The 24,341-nt window shown below is 63.6% G+C and carries 19 protein-coding genes; 8 read left to right on the forward strand and 11 right to left on the reverse strand.

Annotated features, from left to right (window positions below; all coding sequences use genetic code 11):
- Nucleotide 1: 1 nt before the first annotated feature.
- Nucleotides 2-928, reverse strand: coding sequence for an aldo/keto reductase family oxidoreductase (locus CSQ95_RS24455; RefSeq protein ID WP_070224759.1), 927 nt, complete (start codon nt 926-928; stop codon nt 2-4).
- Nucleotides 929-984: 56 nt separating this feature from the next.
- On the reverse strand, nt 985-1,548 hold the full coding sequence (locus CSQ95_RS24460; protein ID WP_205602303.1) for a TetR/AcrR family transcriptional regulator: 564 nt from the start codon (nt 1,546-1,548) through the stop codon (nt 985-987).
- A 230-nt stretch (nt 1,549-1,778) separates the two neighbouring features.
- Here CSQ95_RS24460 and CSQ95_RS24465 point away from each other — a divergent pair, with 230 nt between their 5' ends.
- The 3 genes from CSQ95_RS24465 (at nt 1,779) to CSQ95_RS24475 (ending at nt 5,785) form a co-directional block, all read left to right on the forward strand.
- Entirely contained in the window at nt 1,779-2,471 is a 693-nt protein-coding gene (locus CSQ95_RS24465) for a gluconate 2-dehydrogenase subunit 3 family protein (RefSeq protein WP_099411368.1), read from the forward strand.
- Between the two features lie 117 nt (nt 2,472-2,588).
- Nucleotides 2,589-4,376 (forward strand): GMC family oxidoreductase, encoded by a 1,788-nt coding sequence (locus tag CSQ95_RS24470; RefSeq protein WP_070310267.1) that lies wholly within the window; start codon nt 2,589-2,591, stop codon nt 4,374-4,376.
- A gap of 14 nt (nt 4,377-4,390) precedes the next feature.
- Entirely contained in the window at nt 4,391-5,785 is a 1,395-nt protein-coding gene (locus CSQ95_RS24475) for a cytochrome c (RefSeq protein ID WP_099411381.1), read from the forward strand.
- A 71-nt stretch (nt 5,786-5,856) separates the two neighbouring features.
- Here the strand turns inward: CSQ95_RS24475 and CSQ95_RS24480 are convergent, their stop codons facing one another.
- The 9 genes from CSQ95_RS24480 to CSQ95_RS24520 form a co-directional block, all read right to left on the reverse strand.
- Nucleotides 5,857-7,002, reverse strand: a complete 1,146-nt coding sequence (locus CSQ95_RS24480; protein WP_070224754.1) for a D-alanyl-D-alanine carboxypeptidase family protein — start codon at nt 7,000-7,002, stop codon at nt 5,857-5,859.
- A 113-nt stretch (nt 7,003-7,115) separates the two neighbouring features.
- Nucleotides 7,116-7,769, reverse strand: a complete 654-nt coding sequence (locus CSQ95_RS24485) for an alpha/beta hydrolase (protein ID WP_070224815.1) — start codon at nt 7,767-7,769, stop codon at nt 7,116-7,118.
- Between the two features lie 35 nt (nt 7,770-7,804).
- The gene (locus CSQ95_RS24490; protein WP_034781335.1) at nt 7,805-8,122 is read right to left on the reverse strand and encodes a ferredoxin; all 318 of its coding nucleotides are present in this window, start codon (nt 8,120-8,122) and stop codon (nt 7,805-7,807) included.
- Nucleotides 8,123-8,162: 40 nt separating this feature from the next.
- Nucleotides 8,163-9,350: a VanZ family protein gene (locus tag CSQ95_RS24495; RefSeq protein ID WP_099411369.1), complete on the reverse strand. Its 1,188-nt coding sequence runs from the start codon at nt 9,348-9,350 to the stop codon at nt 8,163-8,165.
- On the reverse strand, nt 9,347-9,955 hold the full coding sequence (locus tag CSQ95_RS24500) for an ABC-type transport auxiliary lipoprotein family protein (protein WP_099411370.1): 609 nt from the start codon (nt 9,953-9,955) through the stop codon (nt 9,347-9,349). Before CSQ95_RS24500 ends, CSQ95_RS24495 begins: the two co-directional genes overlap by 4 nt.
- Before the next feature lie 12 nt (nt 9,956-9,967).
- On the reverse strand, nt 9,968-10,927 hold the full coding sequence (locus CSQ95_RS24505; RefSeq protein ID WP_070291995.1) for an MlaD family protein: 960 nt from the start codon (nt 10,925-10,927) through the stop codon (nt 9,968-9,970).
- Nucleotides 10,927-11,832 (reverse strand): ABC transporter ATP-binding protein, encoded by a 906-nt coding sequence (locus tag CSQ95_RS24510; protein WP_099411371.1) that lies wholly within the window; start codon nt 11,830-11,832, stop codon nt 10,927-10,929. Before CSQ95_RS24510 ends, CSQ95_RS24505 begins: the two co-directional genes overlap by 1 nt.
- A complete protein-coding gene (locus CSQ95_RS24515) occupies nt 11,832-12,965 on the reverse strand; it encodes an ABC transporter permease (protein WP_070224749.1) in 1,134 nt (377 codons plus the stop codon). Before CSQ95_RS24515 ends, CSQ95_RS24510 begins: the two co-directional genes overlap by 1 nt.
- Before the next feature lie 57 nt (nt 12,966-13,022).
- Complete coding sequence (locus CSQ95_RS24520) at nt 13,023-14,543, reverse strand: B12-binding domain-containing radical SAM protein (protein ID WP_099411372.1); 1,521 nt, start codon at nt 14,541-14,543, stop codon at nt 13,023-13,025.
- 135 nt (nt 14,544-14,678) lie between these two features.
- Here CSQ95_RS24520 and CSQ95_RS24525 point away from each other — a divergent pair, with 135 nt between their 5' ends.
- The 5 genes from CSQ95_RS24525 to CSQ95_RS24545 are packed head-to-tail and all read left to right on the forward strand — an operon-like array spanning nt 14,679 to nt 23,944.
- On the forward strand, nt 14,679-16,295 hold the full coding sequence (locus CSQ95_RS24525; RefSeq protein WP_099411373.1) for a DUF2138 family protein: 1,617 nt from the start codon (nt 14,679-14,681) through the stop codon (nt 16,293-16,295).
- Entirely contained in the window at nt 16,292-16,957 is a 666-nt protein-coding gene (locus CSQ95_RS24530) for a DUF1175 family protein (RefSeq protein WP_257218204.1), read from the forward strand. The genes CSQ95_RS24525 and CSQ95_RS24530 overlap by 4 nt, the downstream gene beginning before the upstream one ends.
- Nucleotides 16,954-21,495 carry an alpha-2-macroglobulin gene (locus tag CSQ95_RS24535; RefSeq protein ID WP_099411375.1) on the forward strand — a complete coding sequence of 1,514 codons (4,542 nt, stop codon included), beginning with the start codon at nt 16,954-16,956 and terminating at the stop codon, nt 21,493-21,495. The genes CSQ95_RS24530 and CSQ95_RS24535 overlap by 4 nt, the downstream gene beginning before the upstream one ends.
- Nucleotides 21,495-23,186 (forward strand): DUF2300 domain-containing protein, encoded by a 1,692-nt coding sequence (locus CSQ95_RS24540; protein ID WP_099411376.1) that lies wholly within the window; start codon nt 21,495-21,497, stop codon nt 23,184-23,186. Before CSQ95_RS24535 ends, CSQ95_RS24540 begins: the two co-directional genes overlap by 1 nt.
- Nucleotides 23,187-23,215: 29 nt before the next feature.
- Nucleotides 23,216-23,944 carry a YfaP family protein gene (locus CSQ95_RS24545; RefSeq protein ID WP_099411382.1) on the forward strand — a complete coding sequence of 243 codons (729 nt, stop codon included), beginning with the start codon at nt 23,216-23,218 and terminating at the stop codon, nt 23,942-23,944.
- Nucleotides 23,945-24,341: the final 397 nt, after the last annotated feature.

Below are 24,341 nucleotides of genomic sequence, written 5' to 3' on the forward strand. Positions count from 1 at the left end.
GTTAAGCCACCTCGTGCCCACGCGCGGCGCGCAGGATGGCGAACCAGTCACTGCGGCTGAGCGTGAACTGCGTGCCTTCCACGGCCACGCCCACGGCCTCGATGCGGCCCGTGCCCGTCAGCGGCAGGGGGCGGCAAGGCAATTGCATGATCCAGGCAAACACCACGCTGGCAAACGGACGCTGCAGCTGGTCGGCGATCTGCTTGATGACATTGCGCAAATTCTCCACATTCGCATCGCCACCCTGGAACAGGCGCCCGCCCGCTAGCGGTGACCAGATCATCGGCGCCACCCCCACGTCCTGCAAGCCGTCGAAGGTTTCGTCGAACAGGGGCGCCACGTGCAGCGGCGAGCATTCCACCTGGTTCGTCACCAGTGGGAAGCGCCGGTGCAGGCATTCGAACTGGTGGCGGCTGAAGTTCGACACGCCAAAGTGCAGCACCTTGCCATCTTTCTGCAATTGGGTAAACGCGCCGGCGATTTCGTCGAAATCCATCAGCGGGTCGGGGCGGTGGATCAGCAGCAGGTCCAGGCGGTCCGTCTGCAGCTGGCGCAAGCTGTGTTCCACGGAACCGGTGATGTGCGCCGCGCTCGTGTCGTAGTGCTGGATGGCGTGGCCGGGACGGTGCGGCGAGAGCAGCTTGATGCCGCACTTGCTGACCAGCTCCATCTTGTCGCGCAAGCCCGGCTGCAGGGCCAGCGCTTCGCCAAATAGCCCTTCGGCGCTGTAATCGCCATAGATATCGGCATGGTCGAAACTCGATACGCCCAGCGCCAGGCATTGCTCGATGAAAGCCAGGCGCTGCTGCGCCGACATATTCCACTCGCCGATGCGCCACATGCCGGCGACGATGCGCGACAGTTCGGGACCGTTGCTGCTTAAACGGCTGCGCGGCGCTTGCAGGCTGGCGGGAAATACATGGCTCATGGGCTGGCTTTCTGGTGGTGACGTGATGGGACTCGCCACGATTATAGCCAGCTAATCTACAGCATGCTGCGGATAAAGCGGCAGCAACGCTCCTGCAGGGCATCGTCGAGCTGGCCGCCCAGTTGCATCTGGTACACGAGCGCCGATTGCAGCATGAAGGCGAACAGGCGCAGGTCGAGGTCGGCGCGCACGCCGATGTTGACCAGGCGCTGCACCACCAGGGTGATCCATGGCGCGACGATCTGCTCGCGAAAGCGCAGCTGGGCCGCCGCATCATTGTGGATCAGCACCAGCAGGTCGCAGGTGAAGCGGCCGTCGGCGTTCAGGTTGTCGAAGATGCGCGCGCAGATCGCCTCGATTTCCTGGCCGTCCGGCATGTCGAGCGCGCGCTGCAGCTTTTCCGCCGTGCGTTTGACGAGCGCGTCGAGCAGCATGTCTTCGCGCCGCGGCCAGCGCCGGTAGATCGTCTGGCGCCCCACGCCGGCCACGTCGGCCACCATCTGTATCGTTACCGCCTCCAGTCCATGCTGGCGCACCAGCATGACGATCGCTTCCAGTACCGCATCTTCCACGCCCGCCTTGCGCGGGCGGCCACGCACTGGTGCCTCTTTTGTAGTCACGTCTCACCTGTCTCTGAATGTTTCTTTTAATTATGGTACGATGCGCACCGTAAATGCAAAGCTAGCGCTTGTCAATCATCTTGATCAATTAACCGGCAGGCGGATGCACTGCGCCGCGATACTCCAGCCATCTTTACGTGAAATCTGCCATCTCAGCGGCGCGTGTCCGCATTTTCTTTCTGACTCCCACATCCATCACTGTGGCGGCTTATGCCGCCTGAGGACAACCTATGAAAATCATCGGGATTTCGCCCCACCGGCGTAACTTCTTGCGCAAGGCCGTCGGCGCCGCGCCTGCCGTGGCCTTGCTGGCTGGCGCCGGCGGCGGCCTGGCCATGGCCGTCTCCAAAGACCAGCCTGCCTACAAACCGCGCTTTTTCGACGCCACCGAGTGGGCCACATTGAGCGCGCTGGTCGACCGCCTGATCCCCGCCGATGGCGAAGGGCCGGGCGCGCTGGAATCGGGCGCGCATGAATTCATCGATGCGCAGATGAACACGCCTTACGCGTATGGCGCGCTGTGGTACATGCAGGGGCCGTTCGTGCCCTCGATCGAACAGTTCGGCTACCAGTTCCACATGGCGCCGCGCGAGCTGTACAAGAGCGCCCTGGCCGGCGTGAATGCGGCCGTGCAGAAACAGTCGGGCAAGCCCTTCGTCCAGCTGAACGCGGCCGAGCGCGACGCCGTCATCACGCAATTGCAAAATGGCACCTTGGACATCGGCGAAGTGCCGTCGAAAATCTTCTTCAACCAGCTGCTGCAAAACACGCGCGAAGGCTATTTTTGCGACCCCGTGCACGGCGGCAACAAGGACATGCTGGCCTGGAAGATGGTCGGATTCCCTGGCGCGCGCGCCGACTACATGGACTGGGTGGAGCAGTACGGCAAGAAATACCCGTTGCCGCCGGTATCCATCGCCTGAAAACGTCCATGGCGGCGTTGCACTGCCTGGTCGTACTAGCGTACTGCCTGCGGCAATGCGCCTTGCCCTGAACCTTTTCAGTTATTCGTAGCAGATCAAAGAAAAAGAAAAACCATCATGAGTGATATCAAACCCGATGTAAAAATGAAGCCTGTCGATGCCGTGATTGTGGGCTTCGGCTGGACCGGCGCCATCATGGCCAAGGAATTGACGGAAGCGGGCCTGAACGTGGTCGCGCTGGAACGCGGCGAGTACCGCGACACCTATCCCGACGGCGCCTATCCGAAGACCCTCGACGAGCTGACCTATATCCAGCGCAGCAAGCTGTTCCAGGATATGTCGAAGAGCACGTTCACCTTCCGCCACAGCATCACGGGCGTGGCCGTGCCGTACCGCCAGATCGGCGCCTTCAAGCCGGGCACGGGCGTGGGCGGCGCGGGTTTGCACTGGTCGGGCATGCACTGGCGCGTCCTGCCGGAAGAGCTGCAGATCCGCAGCCACTACGAACGCCGCTACGGCAAGAAATTCATTCCCGAAGGCATGACGATCCAGGATTTTGGCGTGACTTACGCCGAGCTGGAGCCGCACTTCGATTTCGTCGAGAAAGTCTTCGGCACCTCGGGCCAGGCGTATAAGGTCAACGGTATCGTCGTCGGCGACGGCAATGTGTTCGAAGGCGACCGCTCCGACAATTACGCGCTGGCGCCGCAAAAAGTGCCGTACACGGCAGAATTGTTCCGCCGCGCGGCCAAGGCCGTCGGCTACCACCCGTTCGTCAACGCCTCGTCGAACGCATCGGGCCCGTACACGAATCCGTACGGCTGCCAGATGGGCCCGTGCAACTTCTGCGGCTTCTGCTCCGGCTACGCCTGCTACAACTATTCCAAGGCCTCGCCCAACGTCAACATCATGCCGGCTCTGCGTATGGTGGCCAACTTTGAATTGCGCGCCAACTGCAACGTCGTGCGCATCAACCTCGACGGCAGCAAGAAACGCGCCACGGGCGTGACCTACATCAATGCGGATGGCAAGGCCGTCGAGCAGCCGGCCGACCTGGTCATCGCCAGTGCCTTTGCCTACAACAATGCGCACCTGTTCCTGCTGTCGGGCATCGGCAAGCCGTACGACCCCGTCAGCAATGAAGGCGTAGTGGGGCGCAATATCGCTTACCAGATGATGTCCACCATCCAGACTTTCTTCAAGGAAGACACGAACACGAACCCGTTCATCGGCGCCGGCGGCACCGGGGTCGCGCTCGATGACTGGAATGGCGACAATTTCGACCATGGCCCGCTGGGCTTTGTCGGCGGCTCGCCCGCCTGGTGCAACCCGGCCGGCTCCAAGCCCATTTCCGGCATCGCCACGCCGGACGGCACGCCCGCCTGGGGTGCTGCCTGGAAAAAGGCCGTCAAGAAGAGCTATTTGAACACGGTGTCGTTCGATTGCCACGGCGCCAACATGACTTACCGCGACTGCTATGTCGATCTCGACCCGACCTACACGGACAAGTATGGCCAGCAATTGCTGCGCTTTACCTTTGACTGGAAGGAAAACGACATCAAGATGAGCCGTTTCGTCACCGACAAGATGATGAAGGTGGCCGAGGCCATGAATCCCGAGTCGATCAAGGTGTCCGTCAAGAGCGTGGGCGACCACCTGGACTTGCGCAATTACCAGACCACGCACTGGGCGGGCGGCACGGCCATGGGCGCGGACCGCAAGACCAGCGTCGTCAACCGCTACCTGCAAAGCTGGGACGTGCACAACGTGTTTGCCGTCGGTTCCAGCGTGTTCCCGGTCGGCATCGGCTACAACCCGACGGGCCTGGCCTGCGCGCTGACCTACTGGTCGGCCAAGGCCATCCGCGAGCAATACCTGAAAGATCCCCGTCCCCTGGTCGCTTGATAAAGAACAAGAAGATGAACAACACATTCACCCATACCGTGGGCGCGCTGCTACTGGCGCTCGCCTCCGGCACCGCCCTGTCTGCCGGCGCCACCGCCACCGTCCCGAACGCCCAGCTGATACGCCAGGGCGAATACCTGGCCCGCGCCGGCGACTGCATCGCCTGCCACACGGCCGGCACGCAGGGTAAACCGTTCGCCGGCGGCCTCGGCATGGAAACGCCGATCGGCAAGGTGTATTCCACCAACATCACGCCGGACAAGAAGGCCGGCATCGGCGACTGGAGCTTTGCCGATTTCGACAAGCTGATGCGCACCGGCGTGACGAAACACGGCTACACCGTGTATCCGGCCATGCCGTATCCGTCGTATTCGCGCCTGAGCGAAGCGGACATGCAGGCGCTGTACGCCTACTTCATGCATGGCGTGAAGGCGGACCCGACGCCGAACAAGGCGGCCGACATTCCATGGCCGCTGTCGATGCGTTTCCCCCTGACCATCTGGCGCTGGGCGTTTGCCCCCACGCCGCAGCCGTACAAGGTGCCGGCCACGGGCGACGCGCAATTGCTGCGCGGCGCCTATTTGGTGCAGGGCCTGGGCCATTGCGGCGCCTGCCACACGGCGCGCGGCGTGGGCATGCAGGAAAAATCGCTGACGGATGAGGGCAATACCACCTTCCTGGCGGGCGGCGGCGTGATCGACGGCTGGTCCGTGCCTTCGTTGCGCAATGAACATGGGGGCGGCCTGGCGCGCTGGAGCGCGGCGCAGATCGCCGAATTTCTGAAGACGGGCCGCAACAGCCATACGGCCTCGTTCGGCGCCATGAACGACGTGGTGGCCCATTCCATGCAGCACATGACGGATGGCGACCTGGCGGCGATGGCGAAATACCTGAAATCGTTGCCGCCATCGAATCCAAGCACGCCCGCCTTCGTGGCCGACGACAAGCTGGGCAAGCAATTGTTCAGCGGCGTCGTCAACTCCAAGGGCGCGCAACTGTACCTGGACCGCTGCGCCGGCTGCCACCGTTCCGACGGCAAGGGCTACGACAAGGCTTTCCCTGCGCTGGCCGGTAACGCCGTGCTGCAGACGAACGATCCGACCTCGGCCATCAATATCGTGCTGTCGGGCGGCGCCGTGCCGGCCACGCGCACGGCGCCGTCGGCGCTGACGATGGCGCCGTATGCCGACATTTTCAATGATGAGCAAACTGCGCAAGTGGTGACCTTCATCCAGACCAGCTGGGGCAACCGCGGCACGCCCGTGACGGCGGCGCAGGTGGCCAAGGTGCGCAAGGTCTCCGTGCCGGTGGCAGCGTCGCAGACGGAAGCGACGTTTGCGGCAGGGCGCCACGGCACTTTCCCGCCCGTGGCGCGCCAGCCGCACCTGAAGGATGCGCCGCTAAAGTAATTTGACGTAGCGCAAGACGAAAAAAATGCCCGCAGCATCTGCGGGCATTTTTTATGGGGAATGCTGACGGCTTATTTCATCCACAGGCGCATCGAATCCCAGGCGCGGCCGAAGATCGTTGCCTGGTTGATCGGTTCCAGCGCCACGACAGGCAGTTCCAGCAGGACCTTGTCGTCGACCATCATTTTCAGCTTGCCGACAGGGGCGTTTTCAGCCAATGGCGCGACCAGCGGGTCCTTGCGTTCCAGCACAGGTTTCATCTTGGCAGCCGTGCCTTTTGGTACGGTGACGAGCACATCGCGGGCGAAACCGATTTTCACGGTGCCTTTCGAGCCTTTCCACACTTCCGGCGTGGCCACGGCCTGGCCTTTCGAGTACAGCTTGACCGTATCGAAGTTCTGGAAGCCCCAGTTCAGCAGCTTCTGGCTTTCCTGCGTGCGGGCCTGGTCGGACGAGGTGCCCAGCACTACGGAGATCAAACGGCGCTCGCCGGTGCCGCCTGGACGGCGGGCCGAGGCGATCATGCAATAGCCGGCCGCTTCCGTGTGGCCCGTCTTCATGCCATCGACGGTCGGGTCCAGCCACAGCAGGCGGTTGCGGTTAGGCTGGGTGATCTTGTTGTAGGTGAAACTTTTGATGGAATCGATTTTGTAGAATTCCGGATAGTCGGCGATCACGCGCTTGGCCAGCACGGACAAGTCTTGCGCCGTGGAATAGTTCTCGGGGCTAGGCAAGCCATGCGGATTGGCAAAACGCGTGTTTTTCAGACCCATGCGCTGGGCTTCGCGGTTCATCAGCACGACGAAGGTGCCTTCATCGCCGGCGACGGCTTCGGCCAGTGCCACGGCAGCGTCGTTACCCGATTGAATCATCAGGCCGTGCAGCAAGTCGTCGATCGACACGGGCGTGGCCGGGTCGATGAACATCTTCGAGCTGCTCGAATCGACTTTCCATGCGCGCACGGACACGTTCACTTTCTGGTCCAGCGCCAGTTTCTTTTCGCGGATGGCGGCAAACGTCAGGTAGGCCGTCATGATCTTGGTCAACGAGGCCGGCTCGATGCGCGCGTCCGGATCTTGCGAGGCAATGATCTGGCCACTGGTGGCGTCAAGCAGCAGCCAGGACTTGGCGGCGATGGTCGGGGCTGGAACGGTTTGCGCGTAGGCGGCGGATAGGAAAAGTACACTGGAGGCCAGTGCCGCTAAAAGTTTTTTCATGGAGGCTGGTCTGCGAAAAAGATGAAGGCTGAGGGCCACGCAGTTGCTGCGTACGTGGCCGCGTGGAAAAAACGGATCAATTATAGCCGTGGAGGCGCTAGTAAGCCCACACTTCAATGATCATCTGCTGCGATTGCGGGTTTGTCACCATGCCACAGCGCAATCACGAGGTTCTTGATGTGGTTGAGCTTGCGGTGGAAAAAGTGGTCGGCGCCGGGGATCACGATCACGGGAATGTCTTGTGGACGGGCCCAGTCGAAGACGGCGGACAGGGGAATCGTGTCGTCCAGTTCGCCGTGGATCAAGATGGTGTCGGCCGGAATGTCGGCCATGGCCCATTTGCCGGCCGCGCTGCCGATCAGCGCCAGGCGCTCGGCGGGCGTGCCGGCGGCGGCCAGGCGTTCCTGCAGTTTCGATTGCACGTAGGTGCCGAACGAGAAGCCGGACAAGGCCACGGGCAAGCCCGGGTACAGGCCAACCATGTGTTCATACAGCAACTGCATGTCGTCCGTTTCGCCCGCGCCATGGTCGTGTACGCCTTCGGAAGCGCCCACGCCGCGGAAGTTGATGCGCGCCACCACGTAACCGAGGGCGACAAACGCGCGCGCCAGGGTTTGCGTGACCTTGTTATCCATCGTGCCGCCGTACAGCGGGTGCGGATGGGCAACGAGGGCGATGCCGCGCGGAGTGTCTGCCGGGAAATCGAGCAAGCCTTCCATGCTGCCTGCATGGCCGGCGAGGGTAAATTTTTCCGAGTTTCTGTTCATGATGCTCATACTGGTGGCTATCTCTTAAATTGGCATTAAATCTTCAGGCGCTCGACTATTTTTCCGCCCACCAGGTGGGTATCGATGATTTCATCGATATCGCTGGTGTCGACATAGGTGTACCAGGTCGCTTCCGGGTAGATGACCAGCAGCGGGCCTTCCTCGCAGCGGTCCATGCAGCCGGCCTGGTTGATGCGGATCTTGCCCGCGCCATTCATGTCGAGTTCCTTGATGCGGCGCTTGCAATGCTTTTGCGCCGCTTCCGCGCCATGGTCGCCGCAGCTGTTGCGGCCGTCTTCACGTTTGTTCATGCAGAAAAAAACGTGGCGTTCAAAATACGGTGCGTCGCTCATACTATGCTCCTGCTGATTCATCAATGCGCCATGATAGCGCTTATGGGTGGTCTTCGCGACGCTGGCGCTGCACATCGTCCTGCCGGTTCAGGCGGTGCGAGGGCAGGCACAGGAACCACAGGGCCACGAAGGGCCACAGCAAGGCGAGAAATTGCGCCGCGCCATTAAAGTTCAGGAACTTGCCTTGTACCCAGCCTTGCAAGGTTGACATGAAATAGGGATTGATCGGCGTCGTATTCACCATCACCAGGCTCAGCAGCAAGGTGGCGGCCGCGATGCGGCGCTGTGCCACATGCGGCGCGAAGGCCAGGCCGCCCAGCATGATCAGGCCGATCAAAAAGCCGCCCTGGGCGCCCGGCGTGATCCAGACGAAGGCGTTTTCAGGCGAAAACAGCAGCGCGCTGGCCATCGAGCGCACGGTCAGGGCGGCGGCGATCAGGGTCAGCGTCAGGATGGCGCGCGGCGCGGCGCGGCGCAGCAGGCACAGCAAGGTGAGCACGGCGCCCGTCATGCCGCAAGCCGTGATGATGGTTTCCGAAAGCCAATATTGCTCAACCGTTAAGACCACGTCGGGACGCAGATACGTGGCCAGGTCGATGTCGACGCCCGCCAGCTGCGACAGCCAGTCCGACAGGATGGGCAGCAGCTGGCCCAGGCCGAACAGATAGCCTTGCGGATAAATCTGCGCCAGCGGCCACAGGGCCACCAGCACCAAGCCCTGGCTGGCGTGCTGGGCAAACCAGCGCTGGCGCAAGCGGTACAAATGGCTGTGGTCGAGCAGCTTGCGCGCCGTCAGGGCGCCGATGATGGAACCGATGCAGCAGCCGGCCGCATTCGTATAGAAATCGAGATTCGACGATACGCGGCTGGGCAGATAGGTCTGCACGGCTTCCATACTGCCGGAAATCAACATGCCGCACAGGCTGGCGACGATGACGGCAAAGAAACCCGTGATCCTTGGAAACAGCGAATACACGATCAAGGCGCCCAGCGGGATGTAGCCGACGATATTTACGCCGACATCGAAGCCCGTCCAATAACGGGGCATGCGCGTGTTTTCCAGGAAGGTCAGCGGCGACAGGCCATTGCTGTGCCAGCCCGTGAACGGAAACCAGCTCGCATAGACGATCAGGAAGACGTAGGCGAGCAGGGTCGCGCGCGACACGGGCGAGGAACGGACGGGCGGCAGCGGCGCCGCCGGGCTGGCGGGGGATGCGGGGTCGGTCATTCTTTCGGAATATTCAGCGTGCCCAGCCAGGTGAGCAGGTCGGCGGCGATGGCATCCGATGCCGCCGCCAGCGCCTGCGCGCCGCCTTGCGCATCGGCGCTGCCGGCCGGACCGCTGCGGCTGAAGGTTTTCTGGTCGATCAGGCGGTGGCCGCGAAACAGCGAGGCGCGCAGCGACACATGGCCGCTGCTGTGCGTCTGCGTGTCAAACGCTTGCGAAAAATCATCGACGTCGATGCGCAGCAGCGGGATGCCGGCGGCCGCGTCCGTGGTCGACAGCACTTTCACGCCGCTTTGCGCCACGCGCGTTTTCAGGCGCTGGCTTAACAGTTGCAGCGGCGGCGTGTTCCAGCGGTTGTAGGCGTACGGCCGCGATTGCTGCGCATCGGCGTACAGCAAGCGGTAATACATGCGCTGGCTGTCCAGCCAGGAAGGACCGTTGGCGTCGGCGATTACCAGCACGGGCACGGCTGGCGCGGCCGCCGCTGCTTGCGGCGCGGCCGGGCCGAAATCATAGAACGTGGGCACGGGGCCGCGGCTGGCGCAGCCGCCCAGCAAAAAAGCGCCGGCGACGATGAGTGCGGTGAGATGGCGAGGAATAGGCATGCTGTGTTCTCCTTATTTGCCCGGCGCCGAAAAACCGGGCTCGCCCGGGCCGGGCGGGATGTCTGGGGCGCCGAACAGGATGCTCTGCGGCTGTTCATTGAGCGTGCTCATGGTGGTTTTCAGGGCGCGCATCGAGGAGCGCGCCTCGCCGCTCAGCTCGATTACCTGCGGCAAGACTTCCAGGGACACGCCATTGGCCACCGTTTCCACGGAATTGCCGACCCGGTCGACCGTGCCATTGACCTTGTCGAGCACGCCGCCGGGCGCCTGGATGTCGTTACCGAGCTTTTTCCACGTGGCCGTCAGGTCCGACACGTTCTTGCTGGCCGTACTGACGGCCGTCAAGGTTTGCCGCGTCTGTTCCGTCAGTTGCGGCAATTGCGTCAGGGTCGGTTCCAGCTGCTGCGGTATGGCGCCAAAGGCCTTGGCCGCCTTGCCCACTTCAGTGAAGGCGCCCAGCATGGCCGCCTGGTTGTCGGGGCTGAGCAAATTATTCACCTTGTTGGTGATCTGCTCGGCCTGGTCGAGGATGCGCTTGCCCCGTTTTTCCAGCTGGTCGAGCAAGCCCGCGCGCAGGGGGATCAGCGACGGCTTGTCCTTGCTGGTGCCCAGCAGTGTCGAACCCACGTGCTCGTCGTCGAGCTGGATGTAGGCGATGCCCGTCACGCCCTGGTAGCCAAGGGTGGCAAAGGTGGTATTCGTGACGGGCGTGTCGGGCGCCACGCTGATGTGCACGAGGATTTGCCCCGCCTTTTGCGTGTCGAAGTCGATGGCGTCGACCTTGCCCACTTCCAGACCCCGGTAGCGCACGGTCGCCTGCGGGTTCAGGCCCGGCACGGACAGGGTGGTGGCGAGCAAATACGGGACTCTTTCCACGCGGTCGCGGTTGAACCAGACGCCGAACAGGATGGCGGCCACCAGCAAGGTCAGTGTAAAAAATCCCGTCATCAGGGCATGTGATCTGTTTTCCATTACTTCTCCGCTTTCTTGTCTGTGCCGGCGTCGTCGCCTGGCTGCGCCGCATTGCTTGCTGCCGCCTGTTTTTCATCGAGGACGGCCAGCGCGCGCTTGCCGCGGTCGCCGAGGAAAAATTGCTTGATGAACGGGTGGTCGACTTCGATCACCTCGCGCGTAGGGCCGATGGCGATCACGTGTTTTTCCGCCAGCACGGCGATGCGCGTGGACAGGGCGAACAAAGTGTCGAGGTCATGCGTGACCATGACCACCGTCAAGCCCAGCTCGCGGTGCAGCGACTGGATCAAAGAGACAAAACTTTCCGACAAGTCCGGATCCAGGCCCGCCGTCGGTTCGTCGAGGAACAGCAGCTTCGGCTCCAGCGCCAGGGCACGCGCCAGGGCCACGCGCTTGATCATGCCGCCAGACAAGTCCGACGGCATTTTCAGCGCATGTTCCGGACCGAGGCCCACCATGTTCATTTTTAATAATACCGCGTCGTGGACCAGCGCTTCGGGCAACACGCGCAATTCGCGCATGGGCTGGGCCACGTTGTCGAACACGGTCAGGGCCGAATACAGCGCGCCTTGCTGGAACAGCATGCCCCAGTGGTTGCGCAACTGCTGCAGCTGATCGGAACTTGCCTTGTTGATATCTTCGCCAAAGACTTTGACGCAGCCGCGCGCCGGATGTTCCAGGCCCAGCATCTGGCGCAGCAGCACCGTCTTGCCCGTGCCGGAACCGCCCACGATGGAAAGGATTTCGCCCCGCTCGATTTCCAGGTTCAAGTCCTGGTGCACGACGGTGCGGCCGAACTTGGTCCACAGATTGGTGATTTCCACCACGGGCGCGTCGCCATGCAGATCGAACTGGCCGTCCTGGCCCTCGCTCGCCTTGCAGGCGATATCGGCGTCGTTCGCCATCAGTAGCCCACTCCATTGAAGACGATGGCGAACACGGCGTCGGCCAGGATCACCACGGTGATGGCCGTGACGACGGCGGTGGTGGTGCCGCGCCCCAGGCTTTCCGTATTCGCCTTGATGCGCAGGCCGAAGTGGCAGGAGACGAGGGCGATCAGCATGCCGAAGATCACGCCCTTGCCCAGGCCGATCATGTAGTTGGCCAGCGGCACGGCATCGGGCAGCTTCTGGATGAAGTAGCGTGCCGACAGATTCAGTTCCACCTTGGCTGCCACCATGCCGCCGATCAGCGCGGCCGTATCCGTCCAGATGACGAGCAGGGGCATGGAAATGGCCAGGGCCAGCACTTTCGGCATGATCAGGCGGAAACCGTGCGAAATGCCCATCACCAGCATGGCGTCGAGCTCTTCCGTGACGCGCATGACGCCCAGCTGCGCCGTGATGGACGAGCCCGAGCGGCCTGCCACGAGAATGGCAGCCAGGAGCGGCCCCAGTTCGCGGATCACGCTCATGCCCAGCAGGTTGACCAGGTAAATGTCGCCGCCAAAGGCGCGCAGTTGTTGCGCTGACAGATAGGACAGCACGACGCCGATCAGAAAGCCGACCAGGGCCGTGATGCCCAGCGCCTGGAAGCCCGCATGAAAGATATTGGCGGAAATTTCACGCCACGGCCCGCGCATGGGATGGCGCGCGAAGCGGCCGATATCCTGCGTCACCTGGCCGACAAGGGCAATAAAGCCCTTCAAATGTTCAAAAAACAGCAAGATGGCCATGCCCAGCTTCATCACGGGCGTGAGGCGGTTGGCGCGCGAGGGCGGCGTTTGCAGCGGCCCCGTCTCTTCGATGCGCCGGAAAAACTCTTCCTGCGACGGGGCCAGGGTCAGTTGCGCGGGGCGCTGCTTGCCCCAGGCATTCCAGAACAGCTGGGCGCCGATATGGTCCATGCTGTCGATGGCCGACAAATCCCATTGCGCCTTGGCATCGCCCTGCAGGGGCTTGAGCTGGGCCTCGATGGCCTTGATGGCATTGTCATGCGCCAGCGCGTGCACCTGCCAGGTGCCGCTGGCAGTGACAAGGGCTCCCTGTTGGGAGCTGGTCTGGGAGAGGGTCAGTTTCGGCGATTGTACAGTCGGCATCGTGCCAGTTTAAGGGAGAATGGCGCAGACCGCCACCGCTGTTCAATCGCCCGCCCCTCAGGACGCCAGGTGGCGCGCCTGCCGCTGCGGCAGGGCGACGTCCGGACGCACCTTGGCGTTGCTAGTACTCACTTCGCTTGGCTTGGCATGTGCGGCCGCCTGCGCGCCGCCCGCATAGTCGCTGGCCACGAGGGCGTTGGCCTCGACCGCGCTCATGCCGCGCGTCTGCAGCCATTGCGCCACCAGCTTGGCCAGGCGCTCCATGGCGATGCGGTGGGTGGCGTCCGTGTGGGCGTACAGCCAGTTCGAAAAATCCATGAAGTTTTCAAACGGCGACTCGCCCAGCATCCATTGCACCGTATTGGCGAAGCGGCCCGAGTTGGCCACCAGGTCCCAGTAGCGGGCGAAGCGCACGAGGCGCTGCATGCTCATGAAATCGAGCTGTTTATTGGCCAGGATGGTGTACGGCGGGTGCGGGTCGAACACCATGCCATAGTTTTCCGTATGGCGGATGATGGGCGTGCCGCGCAGCCGTTTCAAGATGCCGAACTGGATTTCATGCGGTTTCAGGGCCACCAGCTTGTTGAAGCCGGCCGCAAAGCTCGCTTCATCCTCGCCCGGCAAGCCGGCGATCAAGTCCACGTGCAAGTGGGCGTTTGATTCTTCGCAAAGCCAGCGGATGTTATCGGCCGCCTTTTGATTATCCTGCTTGCGGCTGACCAGCGATTGCACGTCGGGATTGAAACTCTGGATGCCGATCTCGAACTGCAGCGCGCCGGGCGGGAACTTGCTGATGCCTTCTTTCAAGGCGTCGGGCAAGTGGTCGGGCACCAGCTCGAAGTGGGCGTAGATGGGATCGTCCGGATTCGCTTCGATCTTGTCTAAAAAGAACTGCATGATCTTCAAACTGGTCTTGATGTTCAGGTTGAAGGTGCGGTCGACGAACTTGAACAGGCGCGCGCCGCGCGCGTGCAGGGATTCCATCTCGGCCAGGAAATTCTCCAGCGCGAAGGGCCAGGCCGTCTTGTCCAGCGCCGACAGGCAGAATTCGCACTTGAACGGGCAGCCGCGCGACGCTTCCACGTAAATCGTGCGGTGGCGGATATCGTCGTCTGTATACAAGGAGTAGGGCAGCTGCAGTTCCGCCAGCGGCGCCTGCACGCCCGCATGGATCTTCATCAGCGGCTTCGGGCCGTTGAGGATCTCGCCGCACAGCTTGGGGAAGGTGACGTCGCCCCAGCCCGTGATCAGGTAGTCGGCCAGTTTGACGATTTCCTGCTCGCCCGCCTCGTGCGACACTTCCGGCCCGCCCAGCACGATGATGACTTCGGGCGCCACGCGCTTGAGCATGGCCACCAGTTTCGTCGTTTCCTCGACGTTCCATATGTATACGCCAAAACCGATGATGCGGGGCTTGTTGATGAGGATGCGTTCGACCAGTTCCGTCGTCTTGGTGCCGATGACGAATTCCTGCAGCCGCGTCTGCGCCTGCAGCGGGCCCATATTGGCCAGCAGATAGCGCAATCCCAGCGAGGCGTGGGTATAGCGGGCGTTCAGGGTGGAGAGCAGGATGGTCATGGGAGGCGATGGAAACGGCGAATCCGCTATTTTACGCTGTCGCGTCAGCTGTGCGCTGCGGCTGCCAATGCCATGTTACCATTTGTCAACAATTACTAACTTGTCAATGCTACGGCAGGCTAAAAGGGATACAAGGTGCTGGCGAAAAAAGTACTCAATAAAAAAGTCCTGGTCGGGGCACTGGCCGGCGTGGCGCTGGTGGCGGCCGCGCTGGTCGGCTACCGGGTCTTCGGTTGGGGCATGCTGGGGCCGGTCAACGGCCTGAAGCTGGATTTATCGCGGCCCGACGCGCTGGTCCGCACGAAAAGCCTGTCGGCCTTGCCGCGCGACCTGCTGACGGTGCCGCTGGCGCGCGACGTGCTGCGCGAGGATTTCCTGTTCTATTACGAGCAGAGCGAAGACCGGCTGGGCCTCAAGGGCAGCTTGCGCCGCATCGCCTATGAGCATGAATTGGGCTGGGGTGACCAGCTGCTGCGCATGGTGCTGGACCAGCCGGCGGAAGTGGCCCTGTGGCGCGATGCCGACGGCTCGCTCAAGCATTTCGCCATCGCCGTCTCGCGCAGCCAGTTGACGCGCCTGCTCGAGGAAGCGGGCAAGATCGCCTTGAAGGATACGCAGATGCGCGTGGCCGGCAGCTTGCGCGTCGATGGCGGCCAGGTGCCCGTGTATGCGCTGAACTATGCCTACCAGCGCACCTTGTTGTTCGCCGCGCACGGCCAGCGCCTGGTCATCCTGTCCCATCCCGGCATGCTGTACGGCGGCAGTGACGGCAAGCATGGCGATGGCACGGCCGAGAAAACCGTGGCCAGCCTGCTGGCGCCGGAGCCGGCGAAACAAAACGTCTTTCATGCGCAATTTCATCTCGATCCAGCCGCGCCCGAGGGCCACAGCATCGCCGTCAAGGCCGACTTCCTGTCGTTCGGCTACCAGCCTTTCTTTGGCGCGCTCGAAGCGCTGCGCTTCGATTTTCAACAGGGCGCCTGGCAGTCCAGGGTGCTGCTCAATGCCGACAAATTGAAAAACGGTGCGTATGACAGCAGCGCCCTGTGGCCGCAGCTGCCGCATAATCCCAGCGCCTGCTTCAGCGTGCCGGTGGACTGGGCCGCGCTGCTGCCCGTGCTCAAGCGCCTGGGCAGCAAGACATCGGCGCCGGTGGTGCCGCTGGCCGGGCACTTGCAAGGCCCCGCCGCCGCCTGCTGGTACGGCAGTTCGCGCCTGCATACGCCCGTGTTTGTCGCCACCCGCAGTGCGCAGGCCGGTGACGACGCTGTCTATGGCAGTCTGTTCGCGGCGGCCATCGGCGGCAAGGACCCCGTGCGCAAGACCACCGGCAAGGATGCCAAAGGTGAGTTCATTCGCTGGGAGCGCAGCGTCGCCACGGCCCTTGGCCAATCCACGCCGGCGCTGGCCGTGGCCGGCAATACGGTTGTCTTCTCGGCCGACGGCAAGCTGGTCGACCAGGTGCTGGCCGTGCGCCGCAAGCAGGCGCCCGCCGCCAGCGACCTGCTGCCCGATGGCGCGCACTCGATCGGCCTGATCGCGCCGGCCTCGCTGGCCCGCCTGATCCAGCTGGAAGCCTTTGATACCCTGCCGGCGAATAACGAACCGGTCTTGCGCGCGGCCGCCAACGAACACCTGGTGCCGCGCCTGAACGCCCTGAAAAAATATCCGCCGCTGCGCATGGTGCTCAAGCGGCAGCCAGCCAGCGGCACGTCGTGGGAAACGCTGGAATGGCAGGAGACGGCGCGATGACGGTGTCGCATGGACGGCGCGCTGCGCTGGCGGTGTGCGTCGCCGCTGTCGCCGCACCCAAGGCCTGGGCGCTGCGCGCCGTCGCCGAGCCGCAAGTACTGCTGTCGCAAGCCCAGAGCCGCGCCTTTCAGGCCTGGATGCTGCGCATCGTCAACGCGCAGATCGAACGGGGGCCGTCGCCGCGCTGGACGCACCGCGATTGCGCCGGCCTGGTACGCTTTGCCGTCAACGAGGCGCTCACCGTGCATGACGCGAAATGGCTGCATGCGAACGGCATCGCCAGCGACCGGCGCTTGCCGCCCGAGCTGGAACTGGACGCGAACCAGGCAGCCCTGCGCAACCGCTGGGTGCAGACGGATGGCAAGGTCGGCCACTTCGTCACGGCGCTGGCGCTGGTACAGCACAACAGCCGCTTCGTCGCCCGCGAGATCAGCCAGGCGCTGCCCGGCGACTTGCTGTTTTTCGACCAGGGCGACGAACAGCACCTGATGGTCTGGATGGGCGCGCGCATCGCCTATCACACCGGTACCGTCACCCCCGACGACAATGGTCTGCGGACCGTCGATATCAAAGAACTCACGAGCTGGAAGGACACGCGGTGGCAACCTGTGGTCAACAATCCGAATTTCGCCGGCGTGTTCCGGCTGGCGTTTTTATCATGAAGCCGATTTTTGTCATGAAGCTGTTCCTTGCCAGCCTGCTGGCCTTGGTCCTCATTGGCGGCGCCTCTGCGCAGCAGCGCGAACCGAGCAACTACAGCACCTTCAAGGGCGAGCCCTTCTTTTTGCTGTCCGACGCCAGCTACGGCAGCACCGACGAGGCGCGCGTGCGGCTCGAGGTGCCCGGGCGCGACATGGGGCGCATGAACCTGGAAGCGTATTCGGGCGCCGACATTGTCGTCTACCGCGTGCCCGAAGCGATGGAATTCCTGAAAAAACAGCGCAATCTGCACCGCATCCAGGTCGAGGGCAATTACCAGGGCGAGGGCCTGGCCAATACCTTGAGCTTTCTGTGGGATAGCTGGTGGAAGCAGTCGCGCCTGGCCTGGCGCAAGCTGTTTTCCGGCGAAGCGCGCCTTGCGGTTACGAAAGAACAGCCGCAACTGGCGACGAAGGACGCGATCCGCAAGCCGACCGTGTTCGCCAATCATCCGCAGTACAAGCCGATCCAGGGCATGGAGCTGGTCGACAGCTTCCGCTATCCGATCTGGCAGGCCAAGGCCATCGCGCCGCCGAAAGGCGTCAAGCTCGATGGCTCCAGCAGCGACTTCATCGTCGCCGGCGCCGGCAACGTGATGATCCCGCTGGGCAAGCGCAAGCCGGGCTTGTACCTGGTCGAAGCGATCATCGGCGAGCACCGCGCCACCACCCTGGTGTTCGTGTCGGACACGGTGGCTGTCACCAAGGTCTCTTCCGGCCAGATGCTGGTATGGACGGCGCGGCGCGACAACAGCGCCGCCGTGGCCGGCGCCAGCGTGGCGTGGACGGACGGCACCGGCGTGCTGCAGTCGGCTGTCACCGGCACAGACGGCGTCGCCTCGCTCGAGCGCGGCAGCCCTGAACATACGTATGTGCTGGGCCAGGACGGCGCCGGCGGCGTGTTCGTGTCCGAGAATTTTTACTATGACAGCGAAATCTATAACACCAAGATTTATGCGGTGACCGACCGGCCCCTGTACCGTCCCGGCGACGAGGTCAACGTCAAATTCCTGGGCCGCGAATTCACCTCGGCGCGCGCCTCGCAGGCGGCGGGTGCTGCGCCGATCAGCTTGAGCGTGCTCAATCCGAACGGCACGCCGCTGCTGACGCAAACGCTGCAGCTGTCCGGCGACACGGGCGTCGACACGCGCTTCCGCCTGCCGACGGAAGCGACCGCCGGCGGCTATGAACTGCGCTTCAATTACAAGGATGGCGTGTATGGCGCGGCCTTCCGCGTGGCCGAATACGTCAAGCCGCACTTTGAAATCAACGTCCAGCCATCGAAACCGGAATTCAAGACGGGCGAGGCGGTCAAGGGCAGCATCGCGCTGCGCTACCCCGATGGCAAACCGGTGAAAAACGCGAAGATGACCTTGTCCTTGCGCGGCCAGCAAAACACCATGGTCGAGGGGGAGCTGCGCTACAGCGGCCTGTTCCCGGTGGCCCTGAAGACCGAGGAAGTGACGAGCGACGGCAGCGGCAATGTGGACTTCACCCTGCCGCCCGCCGCCGATCCCTCGCGCTACATACTGACCGTGCTGGCGACCGATGGCGCGGCCTACCGCGTCAAGGCGACGCGCGAGCTGATGATAGAACGCTCGAGCAGCAGCTACCAGTTGAAGGCGACGCGCCAGTTTTCCGATCCGGGGCAAAACGTGCATTTCGACTTGCTGGCCGATGGCCAGGGCGCGGCGAAGCCCGTGCGCTGGGAGATGGTGCAGCTGGAAAAACAGAGCAAGACCGAAGGCGCCTTCGATCCAAACGCCAAGGGCTGGGACGTGACATTCCCGGCTTCCGGCTCGTATCAGCTGGCGCTGCGCGACGAACGGGGCAACCTGCTGGCCGCCGCCAGCCACTGGGTCGCCGGCGATGGCGTGCAGACGACGCCGGGCAGCATCGAGATCGTGCTGGACCGCGCCCGCTACCGTCCGGGCGACACCGCCGAGGCATTGATCACTTTCTCCGACAAGGTCGACCAGGCGCTGCTGACGCTCGAGCGCGACAAGGTGGAACACCATGGCTTGATGGCCGGCGCCGCGGATTGGTACCAGGCGAAGCGCGTGGCGCCGCGGCAGTGGAGAGTGCGCATCCCGGTAAAAAAAGAGCATGGCCCGAACATGACGTTCTCGGTGGCGTACACGCGCAATGGCGATTTCGTGTTCGAGAACGCCGGCCTGCAAGTGATCGAGCCGCGCATCGCGCTGCAGTTCAAGAGCGACAAGGAGGTCTACCAGCCCGGCGAAAAGGTCACGCTGGACGTCAAGGCCACGCTGGACGGCAAGCCCTTGAGCACCCTGGTGGCGCTGGGCGTGGTCGATGAAATGATCTATGTGCTGCAGCCGGAAATCGCGCCCGATATCGGCGACTTCTTTTACCATCCGCGCCGCAACAACGTGCGCACCACGGCCAGCCTGTCCTTCATCAGCTACGACATGGCACAGGGCCGCACGGCCGGTACGCCCGCGCGCCACAACTATAACGAGCGCGGCGTCAAGGTGCTCGAACGCCCGCGCCGCGACAATATCGATACGGCCTACTGGGCGCCGTCGTTGAAGACTGACGCCAATGGCAATGCGCGCGTGAGCTTCACCATGCCTGACGCGCTGACGCGCTGGAGGATCACCGGCCGCGCGATGGATGAGCAGGGGCGCGTGGGCCAGCGCACCGCCTATCTGCGTTCCGACAAAAACTTCTATGCCAAGTGGACGGCGCCCGACTGGATGCGTGCCGGCGATGCGCCGCGCGCCTCGGTGGCCGTGTTCAACCAGACGGGCAAGGAGCAGGCGCTCGACGTCGTCCTCTCGGGCGGGGCGCAGCCGAAGACGGAAAAGCTGTCCGCCAAACCGGGCGTCAACTACGTCGAGTTCCCGCTCGCTGTAGGCGCTAGCGGGCCGCTGCGCCTGGAGCTGAAACAGAACGGCAAGCTGGTCGACGCGTTGGAGGCGGCCATGCAAACCTTGCCCGCCGCCTGGAGCAGCCCGCGTTCGCTGGTGTTGCCGCTCGATGGCGCGACCGGTGATATGCCGCTCAAGCTGCCGGCCGACGCGCGCAATCTCCGCGTCTCGTTCGCTCAAGGAGCAGCCAGCCAGTTTGCGCGCATTGCCGACGACCTGATCGATTATCCGTATGGCTGCGTCGAGCAGACGGCGAGCCGTTTGATTCCGCTGGCGCTGGCCACGCAAAGCCTGGGGCCGGACGCCGGCGCCCTGCAAACGCTGCTCACGGCGCAGCGCCTGCGTCTGGTCTCGATGGCCGGCCCGAATGCCGTCTTCGGCTGGTGGGGCAATGCCACGGCCGGCAATGCCTTGATGACGGGGTACGCTTATTACGCCGACTGGTACGCGGCGCGCGCGCTGCATATCGAACTGCCGCCCGAACACTGGAACAAGCTGCTGGCCGTCTACAGCGAGCATGGCTTGAAGGATGCGATGGGCGACCGCGCGCTGGTGCTGTGGATGGCGCGCGAGATGGGCTTGCCCACGCAGACATTGGCAGCGGGCCTGGTCGACGACAGCGCCATCGCCGTCCTGGGCGGCAAGCCGCGCCAGGCGGGCGACAGTAGCAGCCTGCTGCTGGGCGGAGCCCTTGATCGCGAAGCGCAAGCGATGAGCCTTGGCCTGGTGGCGCTGGTCGCCAGCCAGAATGGCGTCGCCTTGCCGCATGGGCTGCAACTGCAAGTAGCCAGCGCCTGGCAGGTGTTGCGCGAGTCCAAAGCGCCGGTGGCGCAAGCCTTGCTGATGCTGGCCGGCGAAATACCGCCATCGCAGGCGGACGCGGTGCTGGCCGGCGTGCGCGCCGAGATGCCGACCCTGGACCGCGCGATGACGTTGATATGGGTGCAGAAGAAGCTGGGCGGCGTATCGTTCGGCAAGGGGCCGGCCGTCGCGCTGGACGGCGCCTGGCAAAAACGCGACAGCCGCAGCGGCCAGCCGTTGTGGCGCTGGCTTGACGCCAAGGGCATGCCTGACAAACTGCGTCTCGCCGCCCCGGCGCCGGCCGGCACGGTGGCTGTGGTGCAGTACGACAGCTATGCCGCCGAAGCGCAGACCTTGCCGGTCGCCGTCGAACGGCGCATCCTGCGCATGAAGGCGGGCAAGGGCGGCTACACGACGGAGCTGGTCAAGCCGGGCGAGGCATTCAGCACGGACGCGCTGTACCTCGATGAAATTACCTTGAAAGCGGCACCGGGTGCGAAGCACCGCTTTGGCTTGCTGGAAGTGGCGCTGCCGCCCGGTGCCATGGTGGAATCGACGACCTGGGGCATGGTCATGGCGGGCGACAAGCCGGCCGCGCTGGAACGCGCGCGTCACACGGAGCGCCGCGACGGTTATGCCGTGCCGATCGAGCCGTTGGAAGGCGCCGTGACCGTGCGCCATTTGCTGCGCTTTGCGCAGAAGGGCAGTTATGTGCTGCCGCCGGCGCGCTTTTACCGCATGTACCAGCCGGAGCAGAAAGCGCTCGAGGGCGGCGGCAAGAGCACGCGCGCGTTGAAGGTCGAGTGATGCGTTTTGTGCGTCCTGCATTGATGGCGGCAATGCTGCTGGCCATGCCTGCCTGGTCGGCTTCATTGGATGTGGCCTGGTGGCGCGACGGCAAGCTGGAGGTGCGCCAGCTGCGCCAGGGCGGCACCACGCTGCCACTCTCGCCGCCGTTTGACGGTGCGCGGCAAGTGCCGCTGGCCAGCCTGTGGAAGCTGTTCGTGTATGTCTACGCCAGCGATAACAAGGTGGCGATGCCCGACTACCGCTGCGGCGGCCGCGATCCGGAAGAAGTATATTGCTGCGATGCGGGCCAGAGCATCGGCCACGATGCGGCGCTGGCGCAGTCTTGCGGCCCCTTCTTCTCGCCGCGGCGCCTGATGATCGCGGCCGCGCCGTGGCGCCGGTACTGGACCACCCGTTTAGGTAGCGCCCCGGCAGGCGACTTTGCCTGGCTGGCGGACCCCGCGCAGCTGGCGCCGGGGCGGTTGTTACGGCTGGATAGCCTGCTGCGCGCGTTGGACAGCATACCGGCTGCCAGCCGCGTGGGCGCCGAAGCGGCGCTGCTGCGCGTGGTGCTCGATGGACGCGGTGCTGGCACGGCGCGCTGGTTCGGCAGCCAGCTGCGCGTCAAGACGTATTCCTGGCACGAGCAGCGCCGGGCAGATGAACGGATTGGCGGCGCGGCCGGCTGGCTGGCCGATGGCACCCCGATCTGGTTTGGCGGCGCAGGCGGCAGCAGCAATGTCTTTGAACAGTGGGCGCCCAGGCTGGCCGCCAGTCTGCCGCCAGTCGGTGCGGCCGATGATGGCGGTTGCGTGGTCGTCGATTACTTCAAGCGCTATCCGATCCGTGCCGTGCGCGGCGAGCGCGGCGTTGCCGCACCCGGGCCGCTGAATGGCCGCCACCATGTGCAGTTCGAAAATGGCCAGAACCTGGCCTTGCGCAGCAGCGGCGAGTTGATGCTGGTACAAGAGCAGGGAGGCCGCCCGCAATTGCGCGGCCGCTTCGGCGTCAATGAATATGTGGCGCGGGTGCTTGACCGCGAAGCGAGCGCGAATGAGCCGGAAGCGGCCAAGGCGCTGGCGATCGCCGCGCGCACGTATCTGCAGCAGAACGCGGTGACGGTGGCGGGCTGCCAGCAGATTGCCGACAGCAGCGCGACCCAGCGCGTCAGTCCTAGCCCCGCCACGCCGGCGGCGTTGGCGATTGCGCGCTGGACCGACCAGCTGATCGTCGATGGCGTCACCGTGCGCTATCACAGCAACCAAGCGTCCGAGGGCACGATGGCGTGGAGCGAGGCGGTACGCCAGGCGAAACAGGGCAAGCACTATGATGAATTGCTGGCGGCGGCCTATCCCGGCGGCGCGCTGAGCACCGTTGGCAATACCGGCGCGCGTTGCCGTCGCCTGGCGCAGAACGAGGATTGGCTGGCGCGGTCCGTACCGCGCTGGCAGCGCGTGCTGCTGCGCGAAGCCGGTTACGAGGCGCCGCCGCAAGCGCCGCTGGTGTGTGCCCTGTCCAGCGGCGCGCCGTATTCGGAGCAGTCGCGCAACCGCATCTTCATGCGCCCGCTGGCCACGCGCGAAGACCGCATCACCTTGGCCCATGAATATTTACACCTTGGCCTGCGCCGTCATCCGCGCGGCCAGGACGAAGAATATGTCGAGCGGCTGGCCCGCCGGCTCGTCGATCTTAACCTGGAGGCTCTGTGAGTTTTTATATCCGTTGCGCGATTCCGCTCATGTTATTGCCACTCTGGGCGCAGGCCCAGGTCACCATCGATGCACCGAAGGGCGGCTGGCGCAATTCGGCCGGCGCGCAGGAGGAATACACGCAAGCGGTCAATTACCCCGCCGCGTCGGTCAACCTGCAGCCGGGCCAGGCCGAGACGGCGCAGATACGGGGGCGTATCGCGGGCGCCGTCAAGGGCAAGCCCGCTACTTTGGTGGTCAATGGCGTGGCGATGCCGATGGAGGTGGGGGAGGATGGCAGCTACGGTCGCCCCTATGGTTTCGGCAGCGGCTCGAACAGCGTGGAAGTGCGCTCGCCCGATGGCAGGAGCCGCGCGCGGACCCAGTTTGTCGACAGCTACCAGGGCAAGACGCAAGCGCGCTTGCGTATCGTGCTGTCGTGGGACAGCGCCGGCACCGATCTCGATCTGCATGTGGTCACGCCGGACGGCGGCCACGCCTGGTACGGCAACCGCGTCCTGAAAGATGGCGGCGCGCTGGATGTGGACGTGACGACCGGCTATGGCCCTGAAATCTTTTCCAGCGCGGCACCCCTGAAGGGCAATTATCACGCCTATGTCAATTACTACGGCAGCGGCGAGAACACCGCCATGCTGACCGTCGCCCGGCTGTCGATCATCACCAACGAAGGCACGCCGCGGGAAAAGCTGCAGAGCTTCCAGGTGCCGATGCGGGCCGCCGGCGAGCTGACCTTGGTGAAATCGTTCGTCTTGCCATAAATGGCTCTTGCGGAGCCGCCGCACCTTGGCTATAATTCGCCCCCTCGCTGAACGACGCATGCAAATGCCGAGTAAAGCAGGGTAAAAAAGAAGGTTGACGAATTAGCCGAAACGCTTCATACTCTTCCTTCTTCGCAGCTGACAAACACAACGCTTTGTCGATAGCGCGAAAGCAGTAACCGAATACAGTTCTTTAACAATTAACAGTCGATAAGTGTGGGCATTTGATGTAAGTGCAGCGTCAATCTTCGGATTGGCGTCTAACTTAAAATATCAAATGTTCACAAGAAATAATGAAATAGGCGCTACGAAAGTAGTGGCCTGTCAGTTTTTTGAGTGAGCGACCCGTCGCAAGACGGTGCCAATAAAATGGCAAAGTAACAGAGATTAAACTGAA

The sequence above is a fragment of the Janthinobacterium sp. BJB304 genome (genome assembly GCF_002735765.1).
Taxonomy (GTDB): Bacteria; Pseudomonadota; Gammaproteobacteria; order Burkholderiales; family Burkholderiaceae_D; genus Janthinobacterium.